The 17,078-nt window shown below is 60.0% G+C and carries 14 protein-coding genes; 1 reads left to right on the top strand and 13 read right to left on the bottom strand.

The window, feature by feature from the left end; translation table 11 throughout:
• Window positions 1–2: 2 nt before the first annotated feature.
• On the bottom strand, window positions 3–716 hold the full coding sequence (gene pgl / locus ACMXYH_RS07470; protein WP_415766724.1) for a 6-phosphogluconolactonase: 714 nt from the start codon (window positions 714–716) through the stop codon (window positions 3–5).
• Entirely contained in the window at window positions 703–2,172 is a 1,470-nt protein-coding gene (gene zwf / locus ACMXYH_RS07465) for a glucose-6-phosphate dehydrogenase (RefSeq protein ID WP_415766723.1), read from the bottom strand. Before zwf ends, pgl begins: the two co-directional genes overlap by 14 nt.
• A 239-nt stretch (window positions 2,173–2,411) precedes the next feature.
• On the opposite strand from zwf, the gene ACMXYH_RS07460 reads away from it, so the two are divergent.
• The gene (locus tag ACMXYH_RS07460) at window positions 2,412–3,272 is read left to right on the top strand and encodes a MurR/RpiR family transcriptional regulator (RefSeq protein ID WP_177318169.1); all 861 of its coding nucleotides are present in this window, start codon (window positions 2,412–2,414) and stop codon (window positions 3,270–3,272) included.
• A 95-nt stretch (window positions 3,273–3,367) separates the two neighbouring features.
• Here ACMXYH_RS07460 and ACMXYH_RS07455 read toward each other — a convergent pair whose 3' ends face one another.
• The 11 genes from ACMXYH_RS07455 to edd all read right to left on the bottom strand — a co-directional run bounded on the left by ACMXYH_RS07455 (window position 3,368) and on the right by edd (window position 16,981).
• The gene (locus ACMXYH_RS07455) at window positions 3,368–4,222 is read right to left on the bottom strand and encodes a D-hexose-6-phosphate mutarotase (RefSeq protein ID WP_129437792.1); all 855 of its coding nucleotides are present in this window, start codon (window positions 4,220–4,222) and stop codon (window positions 3,368–3,370) included.
• 108 nt (window positions 4,223–4,330) lie between these two features.
• Window positions 4,331–5,677, bottom strand: a complete 1,347-nt coding sequence (locus ACMXYH_RS07450) for a carbohydrate porin (protein WP_415766722.1) — start codon at window positions 5,675–5,677, stop codon at window positions 4,331–4,333.
• 191 nt (window positions 5,678–5,868) lie between these two features.
• A complete protein-coding gene (locus ACMXYH_RS07445; protein WP_134417591.1) occupies window positions 5,869–7,029 on the bottom strand; it encodes an ABC transporter ATP-binding protein in 1,161 nt (386 codons plus the stop codon).
• 2 nt (window positions 7,030–7,031) lie between these two features.
• Window positions 7,032–7,877, bottom strand: coding sequence for a carbohydrate ABC transporter permease (locus tag ACMXYH_RS07440; protein WP_033056821.1), 846 nt, complete (start codon window positions 7,875–7,877; stop codon window positions 7,032–7,034).
• Complete coding sequence (locus tag ACMXYH_RS07435; RefSeq protein WP_046056150.1) at window positions 7,870–8,778, bottom strand: carbohydrate ABC transporter permease; 909 nt, start codon at window positions 8,776–8,778, stop codon at window positions 7,870–7,872. Before ACMXYH_RS07435 ends, ACMXYH_RS07440 begins: the two co-directional genes overlap by 8 nt.
• A 155-nt stretch (window positions 8,779–8,933) precedes the next feature.
• The gene (locus ACMXYH_RS07430) at window positions 8,934–10,235 is read right to left on the bottom strand and encodes an ABC transporter substrate-binding protein (protein WP_415766721.1); all 1,302 of its coding nucleotides are present in this window, start codon (window positions 10,233–10,235) and stop codon (window positions 8,934–8,936) included.
• A gap of 117 nt (window positions 10,236–10,352) precedes the next feature.
• On the bottom strand, window positions 10,353–11,612 hold the full coding sequence (locus tag ACMXYH_RS07425; protein ID WP_415766720.1) for an AGE family epimerase/isomerase: 1,260 nt from the start codon (window positions 11,610–11,612) through the stop codon (window positions 10,353–10,355).
• 227 nt (window positions 11,613–11,839) lie between these two features.
• Complete coding sequence (locus ACMXYH_RS07420; RefSeq protein ID WP_415766719.1) at window positions 11,840–13,309, bottom strand: ATP-binding protein; 1,470 nt, start codon at window positions 13,307–13,309, stop codon at window positions 11,840–11,842.
• Window positions 13,299–14,030 carry a response regulator gene (locus ACMXYH_RS07415; protein WP_008155851.1) on the bottom strand — a complete coding sequence of 244 codons (732 nt, stop codon included), beginning with the start codon at window positions 14,028–14,030 and terminating at the stop codon, window positions 13,299–13,301. Before ACMXYH_RS07415 ends, ACMXYH_RS07420 begins: the two co-directional genes overlap by 11 nt.
• A gap of 177 nt (window positions 14,031–14,207) precedes the next feature.
• Entirely contained in the window at window positions 14,208–15,158 is a 951-nt protein-coding gene (locus ACMXYH_RS07410; RefSeq protein WP_415766718.1) for a glucokinase, read from the bottom strand.
• A complete protein-coding gene (edd, locus tag ACMXYH_RS07405; protein ID WP_046049478.1) occupies window positions 15,155–16,981 on the bottom strand; it encodes a phosphogluconate dehydratase in 1,827 nt (608 codons plus the stop codon). The genes ACMXYH_RS07410 and edd overlap by 4 nt, the downstream gene beginning before the upstream one ends.
• Window positions 16,982–17,078 lie beyond the last annotated feature (97 nt).

Here is a 17,078-nt window from a genome sequence, read left to right as displayed (position 1 = left end):
GCTCATGGGCACCAGTAAATCTCTAACGTAGGTTGCAGAAACGCGCGAATCGGCATGGCGGCGACATCGTCACCGGCCAATGCGGCACTCAAGGTGGTCAGCTTGGACTGACTGGAAATCGATAGAACGGTGGTCTTGGCCGAGGCCAGCAGCGCGCGACTCATGGTCAGGCGCTGATGCGGCACGGTCGGCGCCAGCATCGGCCAGCAGCGACGGCTGCCGTCGACTTTCAAGGCATCGGCCAGGTTCGGGCTGTTGGGGAACAGCGAGGCGGTGTGACCGTCGTCGCCCATGCCAAGTATCAGCACGTCGATCGGCGGCAACTCCGCGAGCAAGCGATCCGCCTGCTCGGCCGCCAGTTCAAGGTTGGCCGTGGCGCTGTACAGACTCAGGAACTGAGCCTTGGCCGCAGGACCTTGCAGCAAATAGCGCTTGAGCAGATCGGCATTGCTGTCGGCGTGTTCAACCGGCACCCAGCGCTCGTCGGCCAGGCTGACCACCACGTTCGACCAGTCCAGCGTCTGCTTGGCCAGGTGCTGGAAAAACGCCACCGGGCTGCGCCCACCGGAAACCACCAGGGTTGCGGTGCCGCGCGCGTCGATCGCGTCACTCAGTTGCTTGGCCACTTTCAGCGCCAGGCCTTCGGCCAGCAGCACCGGGCTCTTGAACTCATGAGCGCTGACGCCCTGAGGCAGTTTCAATTCAGATATCGCCATACCACGACCTCCCATCCCGCGTGATCAATGCAATGGAGCTCATCGGCCCCCAGGACCCGGCCGCGTACGGCTTGGGCGCATCACCGGATTTTTTCCACCCGGCGATCAACTGGTCACACCACTTCCACGCGGCTTCGATTTCATCTTTACGGACAAACAGGTTCTGATTGCCGCGCATCACTTCCAGCAATAACCGCTCGTAGGCATCGGGAATCCGTGCGCTGCGATAAGTGTCGGAAAAATTCAGCTGCAACGGACCGCTGCGCAGCTGCATGCCCTTGTCCAGGCCTTGTTCTTTGGTCATCACGCGCAAGGAAATGCCTTCGTCCGGTTGCAGGCGGATAATCAGCTTGTTGCTGATTTGCAGGCGCTGCTCGGGAGCGAAGATGTAGTGGGACGGCTCCTTGAAGTGGATGACGATCTGCGACAGCTTCTGCGGCATGCGCTTGCCGGTACGCAGGTAAAACGGCACACCGGCCCAACGCCAGTTGCGGATATCGGCACGCAGCGCAACGAAGGTTTCGGTGTCGCTCTGGGTGTTGGAGTTCGGCTCTTCCAGGTAACCGGGAACCGATTTTCCTTCGCTGTAACCGGCGATGTACTGACCGCGTACGACCTGAGTGGTCAGGCCTTCCGGGCTGATCGGCGCCAGCGCCTTGAGCACTTTGACTTTCTCGTCACGGATGCTGTCGGCGGACAGGTCGGCCGGCGGGTCCATGGCGATCAGGCAGAGCAGTTGCAGGAGGTGATTCTGGATCATGTCCCGCAGTTGGCCGGCCTTGTCGAAGTAACCCCAGCGACCTTCGATCCCGACCTTCTCGGCCACGGTGATTTCCACGTGGGAGATATAATTCTGGTTCCACTGGGTTTCGAACAGGCTGTTGGCGAAACGCAGGGCGATCAGGTTCTGGACGGTTTCTTTGCCCAGGTAGTGGTCGATGCGGTAGGTGCGGTTCTCCGGGAAGAACTGCGCCACGGCGTCGTTCACCTTGCGCGAGGATTCCAGGTCCGAACCGATGGGTTTTTCCAGCACCACGCGAGTGTTTTCGGTCAAACCGACTTTCGCCAGGTTCTCGCAAATCGCGCCGTAAACGGCGGCCGGTGTCGCGAAGTAGGCAATCACTCGCTGGGCGCTGCCGGCCACTTCGGCCAGGGCGACGTAATCGTCAGCCTTGAGGAAGTCGACGTGCAGGTAACTCAGGCGGGCCAGAAAGCGTTCGACCACGGCCTCGTCCAACTCTTTGGCAACGACGTAGCGGCGCAGCTCGGAGGCGATGAACGCCAAATGCTGCTGCTCGCTGCCAGGCTCACGGGCCAGCGCGATAATTCGCGTGTCCTCGTGCAAGAGGCCTGCGCCATCGAGCTGATAAAGGGCAGGAAACAGCTTGCGCAGGGCCAGATCGCCGAGGGCGCCGAACAAGGCAAAGGTGCACGGTTCAACCGTAATCGAAGGCATGATGTTTGTTCTTTTATCAAGTTAAGCTACAAATACCTTTTTTCAAGGCATCACTCAAGGGAAAATGTAGTAATAACCACAACATTTTCGCAAAATACAGATTCCGAGTGGTGGACGGTCGGAGCCATCAGTAGGATAGGCCACCGTTACGGGCCCGATCAAAGTCCCAATTTGCATAGCCAGGGCCCTTATTTGCATTGCTCTCTTGTTTGCGGAGCTAAGGAACATATATGGACCGCGTGCGAAATTTACTGGAACAGATCCAGAATCGCCTTGAAGACCTGAACAAGGCAGAACGCAAAGTCGCCGAAGTGATCCTGCTCAACCCACAGCAGGCCACCCGGTTCAGCATCGCCGCCCTCGCCCAGGCCTCAAAGGTCAGTGAGCCGACGGTCAACCGTTTCTGCCGTTCGTTCGGCGTCAGCGGCTACCCGGAACTCAAGCTTCAATTGGCCCAGAGCCTGGCCAGTGGCGCGGCGTATGTCAGCCGTGCGGTCGAGGCTGACGACAATCCGGAAGCGTATACCAAAAAGATTTTCGGCAGCGCCATCGCCTCTTTGGACAGCGCCTTGCAGGCACTGGACCCGAACCTGATCAGCCGCGCCGTCGACCTGTTGATCCAGGCCCGGCAGATCCACTTCTTCGGCCTCGGCGCCTCGGCCCCGGTGGCGCTGGATGCGCAGCACAAGTTCTTCCGCTTCAACCTGGCGGTGACCGCCCACGCGGACGTGCTGATGCAGCGCATGATTGCGTCGGTGGCGCACACCGGCGAGTTGTTCGTGATCATTTCCTACACCGGCCGTACCCGCGAACTGGTGGAAGTGGCGCGTATTGCCCGGGAAAACGGTGCTTCGGTGCTGGGTCTGACCGCCGAAGGTTCGCCATTGGCCAAGGCCAGTACGTTGAGCCTGAATATTCCGCTGCCGGAAGACACCGACATCTATATGCCGATGACGTCGCGGATCATTCAGTTGACCGTGCTGGATGTGCTGGCGACCGGCATGACTTTGCGCCGCGGTGTGGATTTCCAGCCGCATTTGCGCAAGATCAAGGAAAGTCTGAATGCCAGTCGGTATCCGATTGGGGATGAGTTTAATTAAAAAGATCGCAGCCTCGCTTCGCTCGACAGCTCCTACAGGTTTACACGATCCCTTGTAGGAGCTGTCGAGTGAAACGAGGCTGCGATCTTTTGATCTTACGCCCCGACCCGCGCCTGCAAACTCAAATGCGCCCTCTCCCCCGGCGCCAGGCTCAGGCTATCGGTCCCGCCGCTCGCGGCTTCAACACACACAAACTCCGAAATCTCATTCCAGCTCACCCCCAGCAACGGCCGCGAGCCCGGATGCCAAACCACCGTGTCTGCATGGTCACCGGTATCGATGCACAACTCGCGCTGCCAGGCGTGGTCCTTGAGCTGTAATTCGCCGTCATGCTGGAACACCCGCTGACAGCCACCCTCTACCCGCAACTCGCCTTCCTGATGACAAATCTGACGGTTCAACTGGTCGTAACCCTGTGCCCCGTCGAGGCCAGACAGCGCTACCTCACCGACGTCGCCAATACGCCAATACGCATGCAACGCCTGACTCAATTGGCACGGCAGGCTGTCCTGATGCTCGGTACTCAGGCGCAACTCCATGCGTTCGCCCAAGTGCGCGTGCAGGTCCACTTGCCAGTCACACAACTGAAGTTGCCAGTGCAAGCGCACGCCATCGTCATCAGTGCTGCTGTCCAGCAGCTTCCAGTCGATCAACCGTGCCCAGCCATGGGACGGCCAGGCATTTTCGCTCGGATGACGGCCATACCACGGCCAGCACACCGGAACGCCACCACGAATCGCGCCGACCTGCGGCCACTTCGCCGCGCACCAAAGCCAGGGTTTCTGGCCCTTTGGCTGGAAGTGCAGCAACTGCGCACCCTGCCGACTGAACACCGCCTGACACAGTGGATGGTCGATCACCAGCACGTCGCGCTTCTGATAGCGCTCCCACGCGAACACCGGACGTTCGCGCAAGGATTTGAAGAAGCGTTGTAGCGGATGCTCATGCATGTGCCACGGTCCTGAAAATCACCCGGGGTGCGCAGCCCCCAAAAAAAAGCGGACAGCCTGGGCTGTCCGCAAAAATGCGCACATAGAGAGGAGCTTATCGCAACAACGTTAGAACACCGACTGAATTTTCAGGCCGGCGACCAGCGCGTTGTCGACTTCATCAACACCGCCCGGGTGAGTGATGTATTGCAGGTTAGGACGCACGGTCAGCCAGTTGGTAACGTGGAAGCCGTAGTTGATCTCGTAGTTGTACTCGGTGGTACGCAGCGGCGAGAACAGTGGATCCTCGTACTCGGTAACACCATTGGAGGCGTTGACCAACTCAGCGTTTTTCTTCACGTCATCGTTGACATGGATACGGGCGAAACCGATACCCATGTCATCTTTTGGACGTGCATCGAACGGGCCTTTGTACACAAACATCAGCGACTGGTAGTTGTCGACGAAGTTGGTGTCCTTGTCGTGGAAAGTGGCGTTGGCTGCGATGTTCAGACCGCGGGACGCGTCACCGTTGTGGCTGGTGAGTTGTTGCTGCGCCACGAACCAGTAGCCGTGCTTGCTATCGTGGCTGCGATAGGCGTTGCCGCTGGTTGCTGCATCATTGCCGTTTTCATCCTTGCGGACGTCATCGGCATTGGCCGTGCTTTTGTAGTAACCGACACGGTATTCGCCCGGCAGGTTGTTAGGGTTAGGCAGCCAGACCAACTCGACCGGCAACACAGTGCCCGCAGTACCACTGCCGCTGAGCTTGAAACCGTTACCGTGTTCCAGTTGCGACGGGTTCTGGTTGTAAGCACCGATCTGCGCATAGAACTCAGGCGAGATGTTGTACTTCACACGCACAGCAGCCTGCATGACCGGCCAGTTGTACCAGATGTTGGTGGCCCAGTTACCCGCCTGGGAACCGCAGAACGCCAGGTTCTGGAATTCGCACGGGAAGGTGTTGAAGTCTTCGCCTTCGCCGAAATAACCGGCTTTGACGTCCAGTTTGCCGTCGAGGAACTGGTGCTTGACCCACAACTGGGTCAGACGGACCATATGGCCACGGCCGTAGACTTCCTGGGACGAACTCAAGGTGCCGGCACGCGGGTCGCCGACACGGTCATTGGAGATGTTCTGACCGTTACGGTTGGTGAACTGGATCTTGGCCTGGGTGTTATCCCAGCCCCACAGTTTTTGCAGGTCCAGCGCCACGCCCAGACCAAACTGGTCGGCGTAACGCGCGGTCTTGTCATCATTAAACCCGCCGTGGAGGTTGCCGCCCACTTCACCGACGTAGTCCATCTTGATGTCGATACCCTGCTCGATCAGCTTGGTCCGCTCGCCACCCCAATCACCGGTCATCCATTCGGAATCGGCGCTGAACGCGTCAGCCGCGTGCACGCTACCGGCCAACATCATTGCCGCAATGGCTGACAACTGGCAGATAAGCTGAGCGTTGTTGTTCTTCTTCATCCCTACATCCTCGTTTTATTGTTATTAACTGTTTTTATTTAACGCGGTGACATCGGTTGCGACGGGCTACATGCCACCCGCCTGGTATCCCCCTGTGGGAGCGGGCTTGCTCGCGAAAGCGGTATATCAGTCGACATTTCTGTTGAATGCCAGCTCCCATTCGCGAGCAAGCCCGCTCCCACATTTGATCTTCAGCGGCCTTTGAACTGCGCCACGTTGGCACTGTGAGTCTCGGTTTTAGGCTGACCGGCCACCCCCAGGCGCTCACCGGTCTTGGCATCGAACAACAGCACTTTCGATGGATCGAATTGCAGGGTCAGGGTCTCGCCCACGGCCGGTGCAACGTCCGGCGCCAGACGGCAGCAGACTTTTGTTTCGTTGAGATTGACGAACACCAGGGTGTCGGGACCGGTCGGCTCGGTGACCTGGACTTCGGCGCGAATGATCGGCAAACCATTCGGCTCGCTGCCCGCCAAGACGATCTGTTCAGGACGCATGCCGAGGATCACTTCGCGGTCTTCAAGACCGGCGTCCTGCATGCCCAACGGCAATTCGCAGCGCGCCTGACCGCTATCAAGCAACGCCACCAGACGACCCTCCTTGCGCTGCAAACGCAGGGGGATGAAGTTCATCGGCGGCGAACCGATGAAGCTCGCCACGAACAGGTTGGCCGGGTTGTTGTAGATGTCTTTCGGCGTGCCGAATTGCTGAATGATCCCGTCCTTCATCACCGCCACTTTGTCGCCCAGGGTCATGGCTTCGATCTGGTCGTGGGTCACGTAAACCGTGGTGGTTTTCAGGCGCTGGTGCATCAGTTTCATTTCAGTGCGCATCTCGACGCGCAGCTTGGCGTCGAGGTTGGACAGCGGTTCGTCGAACAGGTAAATCTTCGGCCGCCGCGCCAAGGCACGGCCCATCGCCACGCGCTGTTGCTGACCACCGGAGAGCTGGCCGGGTTTGCGGTTGAGCAAATGTTCGATCTGCAGCAGCTTGGCTACTCGCGCCACTTCCGCTTCGATGTCGGCGGCGGGCATTTTGCGGATCTTCAAGCCAAAGGCGATGTTCTCGCGCACGCTCATGGTCGGGTACAGCGCGTAGGACTGGAACACCATGGCGATGTCCCGGTCTTTCGGGCTCATGCCGCTGACGTCCTGGTCACCGATCATGATCGCGCCGCCGGTGATGGTCTCCAGACCGGCGATGCAATTCATCAGGGTCGATTTGCCGCAACCCGAAGGTCCGACCAGGATCAGGAACTCACCGTCCTTGATCGACAGTTCGATGTTCTTGAGGGTGTCCGGCAGGCCGGGGCCATAGGTCTTGTTTACATTGCGAAGTTCGAGCGTAGCCATGATTACCCCTTGACTGCGCCGGCCGTCAGCCCGCGCACGAAATACTTGCCTGCGACCACATAGACCAGCAGGGTCGGCAGCCCGGCGATCATCGCCGCCGCCATATCAACGTTGTATTCCTTGGCCCCGGTACTGGTGTTGACCAAGTTGTTCAACGCCACCGTAATGGGTTGCGAGTCACCGCTGGAGAACACCACGCCGAACAGGAAGTCGTTCCAGATCTGGGTGAACTGCCAGATCAGGCAGACCATGATGATCGGGGTGGACATCGGCAGGATGATCAAGCGGAAGATGGTGAAGAAACCCGCGCCATCCAGCCGCGCCGCCTTCACCAGCGCATCGGGAACGCTGACGTAGTAGTTACGGAAGAACAGCGTGGTGAACGCCAGGCCGTAGACCACGTGCACGAACACCAGGCCCGTGGTGGTGCTCGCCAGGCCCATCTTGCCGAGGGTGAACGAGGCCGGCAGCAGGACGGTCTGGAACGGCAGGAAGCAACCGAACAGCAGCAAACCGAAGAACAGTTGCGAGCCTCGGAAGCGCCACATCGACAGCACGTAGCCGTTCAGCGCACCGATGGCAGTGGAGATCATCACCGCCGGGACGGTGATCTTGATCGAGTTCCAGAAATACCCGTCGACAGTGCCCCAGGCCTTGACCCAGCCAATGCCGCTGACCACGGTCGGCCAGCTCAGCAGGTTGCCGGAGTTGATGTCTTCCGGCGTCTTGAAACTGGTCAACAGCATGACCACCAGCGGTATCAGGTAAAGGAATACGGCCAGGATCAGCACGCCGTAGATCGCGATGCGACTCAGGCTGATGGAAGGTTTGGCAGCGAAACTAGTCATGACGCTTGGTCCTCAGCTCGGAGTACAGGTAAGGCACGATGATTGCGAGAATCGCACCGAGCATCAGAATCGCACTGGCCGAGCCCATGCCCATCTGGCCGCGACTGAAGGTGAAGGAATACATGAACATCGCAGGCAAGTCGGAGGAGTAACCCGGGCCACCGGCGGTCATTGCCGCCACCAGGTCGAAACTCTTGATCGCGATGTGGGCCAGGATCATTACCGCACTGAAGAACACCGGACGCAGGCTGGGCAACACCACTTTCAGGTAAATCCGCGGCATGCTCGCGCCATCGATCTGGGCGGCACGGATGATCGATTGATCAACGCCACGCAGGCCGGCGAGGAACATCGCCATGATAAAGCCCGAGGCTTGCCATACCGCAGCGATCACCAGGCAGTACACCACGCGGTCCGGGTCAATCAGCCAGTCCAGGCGAAAGCCTTCCCAGCCCCAGTCACGCAACAATTTGTCCAGGCCCATGCCCGGGTTGAGCAACCACTTCCAGGCGGTGCCGGTGACGATCATCGAGAGCGCCATCGGGTACAGGTAAATGGTGCGAATGAAACCTTCGCGACGAATGCGCTGGTCTAGAAACACCGCCAGCAGCACACCGATCACCAGGGTGATGCCGATGAACATGCCACCGAAAACCGCCAGGTTCTTGCTCGCTACCCACCAACGGTCGTTGTCGAACAGCCGCTCGTATTGCGCCAGGCCCGCCCATTTGTAGGTCGGCAGGAAGGTCGATGTGGTGAACGACAAGACGAACGTCCACAGGATATAGCCATAGAAGCCGACCAGGACGATGAACATGCTGGGCGCCAGCACCAGTTTGGGGAGCCAGCGCTGCAGTGCATCGAACGGCGAGGCCTTGCTGAACACAGCAACAGAACTCATGGGAAGATCCCGTACGAAGAGAAAGGATTACAAGCGCATTTCCCTTGTGGGAGCGGGCTTGCTCGCGAAAGCGGAGTGTCAGACAACACTGCATGAACTGACACGACGCCTTCGCGAGCAAGCCCGCTCCCACAGGAGGGGATGCGCGCTAACGGTTACTTGGCAGCTTTGACGGCCGTGCCGAGCTGCTTGGCGGCAATGGCAGGATCGGCTTTCGGATCGTTGATGAAGTTGGTCACGACATCAAAGAACGCACCTTGTACCGCCAGCGTGGTCGCCATGTTGTGCGCCATGCTCGGCTGCAGGCCGCCGGACTTGGCGTCCGCCAGGAAGTCCTTGGCAGCGGTCTGGGCGCAAGAGTCGAAACCGTACTTGCCCATGTCGTTCAGCATGTCGATTCGAACCGGAATCGAGCCCTTGTTGATGCTGAAGACTTTCTGGAAGTTCTCACCGAGCACGACCTTGGCAATGTCCTGCTGAGCGGCAGCAGTGCCCTTGTCTTTCTGCTTGAACACGGCCAGGGAGTCGATGTTGTAGGTGAAGGCCTTGTCGGTGCCCGGGAAGGCTACGCACTCGTAGTCCTTGCCGGCGACTTTCTTGGCCGCTGTCCACTCGCTCTTGGCCCAGTCACCCATGATCTGCATGCCGGCCTTGCCGTTGATGACCTTGGCTGCTTCCAGGTTCCAGTCCTGGCCTTTGCCGTCGGCGTCCATGTAGGTCGCGACTTTCTTCAGTTCGGTCAACGCCTTGACCATTTCAGGGCCGGTCAGTGCAGCGTTGTCCAGGTCGACCAGGGCTTTCTTGTAGCCGTCGACGCCCATGACCGAAAGGACCACCGCTTCGAACACGGTGCTGTCCTGCCAAGGCTGGCCGCCGTGGGCAAGCGCAATGAAGCCCGCAGCCTTGAGCTTGTCACCGGCCGCGTAGAATTCCTGAAGGGTGGTTGGCGCTTTTTCGATGCCGGCTTTCTTGAAGACTTCCGGGTTGATCCACAGCCAGTTGACGCGGTGAATGTTCACCGGCACGGCCACGTAGTCACCCTCGTACTTCACGGTATCGGAGACTTTCTTGTCGAGCAGGCTGTCCCACTTCTCTGTTTTGGCAGCGTCTTTCAAGACGTCGGTGTCGAGCAGACCGGTAGACGCCCATTCCTGGATGTCCGGGCCTTTGATCTGCGCTACGCCCGGCGGGTTACCGGCAACGGCGCGGCTTTTGAGTACGGTCATGGCCGTAGCACCGCCGCCACCGGCGACTGCGCCGTCCTTCCAGGTAAAGCCGTCTTTTTCGACTTGGGCCTTCAGAACATCGACCGCGGCCTTTTCACCACCAGAGGTCCACCAGTGAACGACTTCCACCGAACCTTTGGAATCGGCGGCAAGCGCACTCAGCGGGAATGCAGACACCGGAAGCAGTGAGGCGAGAGAAATGACAGTAGCGAGGCGAGAAATCGCATTCATCTAGTAGTACCTTTCTTGTTGTTATGCATGCAAGTCTGGTGCTTGCGCTGCATAGGATTTTAAACAGGAGTGACCCCTTCGCAGGTAACGAAGGGACGCTCGAATGTCACCACATGGTTACACAGGAGCGCTCTGGGATAGCTGTGCCAAGGCAGTCGCCATGCTCGGCGCCAGAGGCAATCGCGGGATCTGTACGGCTTGCCAGGCGTGATAAAGGTCGGGTTTACCGGCCCAGATATCAGCGCTCGGGCGATTCTGCGGATCGAGTTCGTGGTGCCAGCTGCCGCTTTCGCGGTCGATGAAATGGCTGTCGCAGAATTCCCAAAATAGTCGGTACCAGCTTTCGTATTGCGCATCGCCTGTACGTTTAAGCAGCGCACTGGCGGCGGCGCTGGCTTCGCAATGGGTCCAGTGCAGGCGATGGCGAACCACGGCGCGATTGTCCCAGTCGAGGGTGTAAACAATCCCCGGCGCCCCGTCGACATCCCACCCGTGACGGCAGTTGTGGTCGAAGAGTTTTTGCGCGTCGGTGGCAAGCCAGCCCGGCGTCAGCATCCCGGCCTTAACCCGCGCCGCTTCAAGATGCAGCATCAACCGGGACCATTCGAAACCGTGGCCCGGCGTGGTGCCGTAGGGGCGAAAACCATCGGCCGGGTTGTCGTGGTTGTATTCGCGCAAGGGTTGCCAGTCGCGGTCGAAATGCTCGACCACCAGATAATCGTTGGCAGCGGCGTGACCGTGGATGACGCGCTCGACAATGCGCTGGGCGCGGCACAGCCAACGGTTGTCGTCGGTGACATCAGCCAACGCGAGAAAGGCTTCGGTGGCGTGCATGTTGCTGTTGGCGCCGCGATAGCTTTCCTCTTCACTCCAGTCGCGGTTGAAGGATTCGCGCATCGCGCCCTCCTCCTCGCTCCAGAAATGCGCGTCGATGATGTCGATGGCATCGTCGAGCAAGGCCTGCGCGCCGGGACGCTGAGCGACAACCGCAGAACTGGCGGCCAGCGCGACGAAGGCGTGCAGGTAAGCCGCCTTGCCGGTGTTGCCGTCGCGATGTTCGGGGGCAGCGAACCAGCCACCGTGTTCGGCGTCACGCAATGGGCCGCTGAGGGCTTTGACGCCGTGATCCACCAGCTCCGCAAAACCCGGCAAGCCCTGAATGTGGGCCATGGCGAAGCTGTGGGTCATGCGCGCGGTGTTCATGGTTTCGGCGTGGGCGTTGGCCGGGAGGCAGCCCTTTTCATCGAGATTGCCGAAGCCTTCGGCAAGCTTCGAAGCTTTGGCAAACGCCAGCAGGCGCAGGCCTTCGGCGGCGAGCCATTGCTGATGGGCGGGTGCGTTCAGCCAACTGCTGAAAGCGGGTTGGAAGGTGTCCATGGGGTGCCTTTTTTGTTGTTATGACTGGGGGCAGTCTAAACAACGGGCGGTGGCGGGCTTGTAACGAAGGGGGCGAGTTATGTCACCGACTTGTGACATTCAGCCTGAGGAATGTGTTGAAAAGTCTGACGCCTTCGCGAGCAAGCCCGCTCCCACATTGGATTTGTGTACGACGCAAATCCAGTGTGGGAGCGGGCTTGCTCGCGAAGAACGATAACGCGGTGCCGCTAATCAACACTGCGCGGCAATTGCAACGTCACCCGCAACCCACCCTCACGCAAATTCTGCAGGCTGACCTCCCCCCCATGGCTATGCGCAATATTTCGCGCAATCCCCAACCCCAATCCATAACCCTGTTGCTGCCCGGCCAGGCGGAAGTGCGGCTCGAACACCTGCTCCATCCGCTGTTCCGGTACGCCTGGGCCTTCATCGTCTACATGCAGGATGAACGCACTCTGGTCGTCATCAATGTGCAGATGCGCTTTCTGCCCATACTTCAAGGCATTGTCGATCAGGTTGCCGATGCAACGCTTGAGCGCCAGCGGCTTCCCCGGATACGCCGCCAGCGCACGCCCTTGCTGGGTGACGCGACCATTGCCGTTGGGTGCCAGATACGGCTCCACCAGACAATCAAGTACATGGTTGAGGTCCACCGGCTCGATATTTTCGTGGATGTCGGTGTCTTTTACACATTGCAGCGCGCCTTTGACCAGCAGCTCCAGCTCATCCAGATCCCGCCCGAACTTGGCTTGCAGCGTTTCGTCTTCGAGCAATTCAACCCGCAGCCGCAAGCGGGTAATCGGCGTGCGCAGGTCATGGGATATCGCGCTGAACAACTGGCTGCGCTCGGTCAGGTAACGGCTGATACGTTCGCGCATCGCATTGAAGGCGCGGCCGACTTCGACCACTTCACTGCCGCCGCCCTCGGCCACTGGCTCGACTTCCGCGCCGAGGGACATGTCCCGTGCTGCCCGCGCCAAACGCTTGAGCGGCCGGCTCTGCCAGTGCACCAGAAGACCAATGAACAACAGCAAGAAGCCGCTGGTGAGCACGATGAACCAGACTTGCTGCGCCGGCAGGCCTTGTTCTTCAAGGCTGGTGTAGGGCTCGGGCAACAGCGAGGCGATGTACAGCCACTCGCCCGGTGCCATCTGGATTTGCGTGACCAATACCGGTGGGTTCACCGGCTCCAGGGTCAGCGCGTAATGCGCCCAGGAGCGCGGCAATTCATCGAGTTTCAGCCCGCTGTTGAAGATCCGCAGGTCTTCGGGGCTGACGAACGTCACCGAGATATCGGTGTCCTGGCCCAGAGACTGGCGCAACACTTCGTCCACCGCTTTGAGCACCGCTTCCTTGCGCGGGGTGATCGGCAGCACTTCCATGCCCAAGGGTTTGTCGTTGAGCGTCACCACAAAACGGGTGCCGCCCATGCTGCGCAACTGGTCGAGTACCAATGGCCGAAACGCTACCGGCAAAGAGCGGAAGTAACTGACGCTGGCCGTCATCGAATGAGCGAGGCTACGGGCGCTGGTGACCAGGCCTTCAAGTTGGGTGGCGCGCAGTTGCGAGACCCAGATCACGCTCGACAACGTCTGGGCGAACAGCACCGCCAACAGCGTCAGCAGCAACATCCGCCCGAGCAGAGAACGCGGCACGGGAATCCGTGCGGCGAGCTTGCGGAGAAACTCAGTGGCCATTGCTGGCAACCACATTGGCGGCCAGTTGGTAGCCGCTGCCACGCACGGTACGGATCAGCCGCGGTGGTTTTTCGGTGTCGCGCAGACGCTGGCGCAAACGGCTGACGGCCATGTCGACGATGCGATCCAGCGGCATCAAATCACGACCACGGGTGGCGTTGCCGATGGTGTCGCGGTCGAGGATTTCCTGGGGGTGATCGAGGAACAGTTTCAGCAGCGCGAAATCGGCACCGGAGAGAATCACTTCTTCGCCGTCGATGTGGAACAGTCGGTGGCTGACCATGTCCAGCCGCCAGTCATCGAAGGCCAGCACTTCACTGCCGGAACGCTCCTGCCCGAACTGCGCGCGACGCAACAAGGCTTTGATGCGCGCCTGCAATTCACGCGGGCTGAAGGGTTTGCCGAGGTAATCGTCGGCGCCCAATTCCAGACCGATGACGCGGTCGGCCTCGTCGGAACTGGCGGTGAGCATGATGATCGGCACCTGCGCCTGACGTGGGTGCTGACGGATCCAGCGGCAGAGACTGAAACCGTCTTCGTCCGGGAGCATGACGTCGAGGATCACCAGATCGCTCGGTGCCTCGTTCATCGCCTGACGAAAGCCTGCGCCGTCGGGCGTGGTTCGCACCTGAAAACCCGCGCGGGTCAGGTAGGTGTCCAGCAACTCGCGTATCTCTTGATCGTCATCGACCAACAAAATCGACTTGTTGACTGAGCTCACAGGGGCGGCATCCTTGTTGTTTGAATTGGGCGGATTATGCCTGATGGACCTTGGATATTTGTTGCCTGTTCTGGCCTCATCGCGAGCAAGCTCGCTCCCACAAGGGATAAATACACATTCTGAAAATGTAAGTAATCCTGTGGGAGCGAGCTTGCTCGCGATGAAGGCGACTCGGTCTTAGGCCTGGTCGAGCGCCACACCCGCGCCCACAAGGCCGGAATACGGCGCCGTCACCAGCCACACCGGGATGCCTTTGAAGTAATCACTCATGCAGCCTTTGTCGGCAAAGCATCGGGCAAAGCCGCTTTCAATGAAGAAATCAGCGAACCGCGGAATCACTCCGCCCACGATGTACACGCCACCCCGCCCGCCCGTGGTCAGCACGTTGTTGCCGGCCACACGACCCAGCCAGCAGCAGAACTGCTCGAGCACTTCCAGGGCAATCGGATCACCCGCCAGACCGGCTGCGGTAATCGACTCGGGGGAATTCAGCACGGGTTCATGACCGTCCACTGCACAAATCGCCCGATAGACCCGCGGCAAACCGCTGCCGCTCAACGCCGTTTCAGCGCTGACATGGCCGATCTCATTGAAGATGTGTTGCCACAGTTGAGTTTCCCGCGGACTACTCAGCGGCAAATCGACGTGACCGCCCTCCCCCGGCAACGCGGCGAAACGACCTTCGCCCAGATCCAGCAACGTACCAACGCCGAGACCAGTGCCCGGACCGATCACCACCGCCGGCCGCAACGGTTCCGCCGTGCCTTCGCAGACCACCCGAAACTCGTCCGGCTGCAAACGGGTCATGCCCAGCGCCATCGCCGAGAAGTCGTTGACCAGCAACAGTTGATCCACCTGCAAGGTCTTGCAGAACCCCTTGCGGCTGAGTCGCCAGTGATTGTTGGTGAACTTGAATGCATCGCCACTCACCGGCCCGGCCACCGACAGGCACACCGAACCGATCGAACCCGGCGCCAGGCCAAGCCCGCTCAGGTAGAGGGCAATCGCCTCTTCCGGGCTGGCGTGGTCGGCCGTTGCCAGCACCTGGATCGATTCCAGCTGCTGGTTTTTCCACAACGCGAAACGTGCGTTGGTCCCACCGATGTCACCGACCAAAGCCAGTTTCAATTAAGCGTCTCCAGGGCAGAAGTAAAGGCGCTGGCGCCCTGCTCCGCCGAGCTGAAGGCCATGCGCATGAAACCAAACAGTTCGCGACCGCTGCCAATGTTATTGCCCAACAGGCCCTTGGCAGGTTCGCGCGCTGCGAATTCGTCGGCGTCCACCTTAAGCTCCAAGGTGCCTTTGACGCCATCGACGCGGATGATATCGCCCTCTTGCACCCGCGCCAAAGCGCCGCCCACATACGCTTCGGGGCTGACGTGAATCGCCGCCGGGATTTTCCCCGACGCACCGGACATACGCCCGTCGGTGACCAGCGCCACTTTGAAGCCGCGATCCTGCAGCACGCCGAGGAACGGCGTCATCTTGTGCAGCTCCGGCATGCCGTTGGAGCGCGGGCCCTGGAAGCGCATCACCGCGACGAAATCCTTCTCGAGCAAACCGGCCTTGAATGCATCGGCCAGATCCTGCTGATCCTGGAACACCATGGCCGGTGCTTCGACGACCTGGTTTTCCAAAGCGACGGCGGACACTTTCATGACACCGCGGCCGAGGTTGCCTTCCATCACTCGCAAGCCGCCCTCTGGCGAGAACGCACGCGCGACAGGACGCAGGATGGTTTCGTCGAGGCTTTCGATCGGGCCTTCGCGCCAGACCAGTTCGCCGTTTTCGAGGAACGGTTCCATGGTGTAGCGGCTGAGGCCATGGCCCAAAACCGTGTTGACGTTTTCATGCAGCAACCCGGCTTCCAGCAATTCGCGGATCAGGAATGACATGCCGCCCGCCGCCTGGAAGTGGTTGATGTCGGCTTTGCCGTTCGGGTAGACGTGGCTCAGGGTCGGCACCACCTCGGAGAGGTCGGCCATGTCCTGCCAGGTCAATTGAATGCCCGCCGCCATGGCGATCGCCGGCATGTGCAAGGTGTGGTTGGTCGAGCCGCCGGTGGCGTGCAACGCAACAATCGAGTTGACCAGCGAACGTTCGTCGACGATTTCGCCGATCGGCATGAAGTCGCCGCTCTGCTTGGTCAGACGCGTGACCTGATGCGCCGCTTCGCGGGTCAGGGCATCACGCAACGGGGTGTTCGGGTTGACGAAAGAGGCGCCCGGCAAGTGCAGGCCCATGACTTCCATCAACAACTGATTAGTGTTGGCGGTGCCGTAAAAGGTGCAGGTACCCGGGCTGTGGTAGGACTTCATCTCCGATTCCAGCAGCTCTTCGCGGCTGGCCTTGCCTTCGGCATAGCGCTGGCGCACGTCGGCTTTCTGCTTGTTGGAAATGCCCGAGACCATCGGCCCGCCCGGCACGAAGATCGTCGGCAAGTGACCGAAACGCAGCGCGCCCATCATCAGGCCCGGCACGATTTTGTCGCAGATGCCGAGCATCAGCGCGCCATCGAACATGTTGTGAGACAGCGCCACGGCGGTGGACAGCGCAATCACTTCGCGGCTCGGCAGGCTCAGCTCCATGCCCGGCTCGCCCTGGGTCACGCCATCGCACATGGCCGGGGTGCCGCCGGCGAACTGGCCGACGGAGCCGATTTCACGCAGGGCCTTTTTGATCTGTTCAGGAAAGACTTCGTACGGCTGGTGCGCCGAGAGCATGTCGTTATAGGACGAAACAATCGCAATGTTGGCGGAGTTCATCATCCGCAGACTGTTCTTGTCGTCGGTGCCGCAACCGGCGACGCCGTGGGCGAAGTTGGCGCATTGCAGCTTGCCGCGCATGGGACCGTCGCTGGCAGCACCACGAATCAGTGCAAGGTAAGCCTCACGCGTGGCGCGGCTGCGGGCGATAAGCCGTTCGGTGACCTCAAGGACGCGGGGATGCATGTTTAGAACTCCAGGCTAACGGATGTGGCGACCTGATTGTCTATGCTGAACAAGAGCCGTTGTCGATGGGATGACAGACGGTTTTCTTGATCGGTCG

Source organism: Pseudomonas frigoris, from assembly GCF_047758635.1.
GTDB classification, from domain to species: Bacteria; Pseudomonadota; Gammaproteobacteria; order Pseudomonadales; family Pseudomonadaceae; genus Aquipseudomonas; species Aquipseudomonas frigoris.
This window is presented reverse-complemented; position numbering and strand designations above follow the sequence as displayed.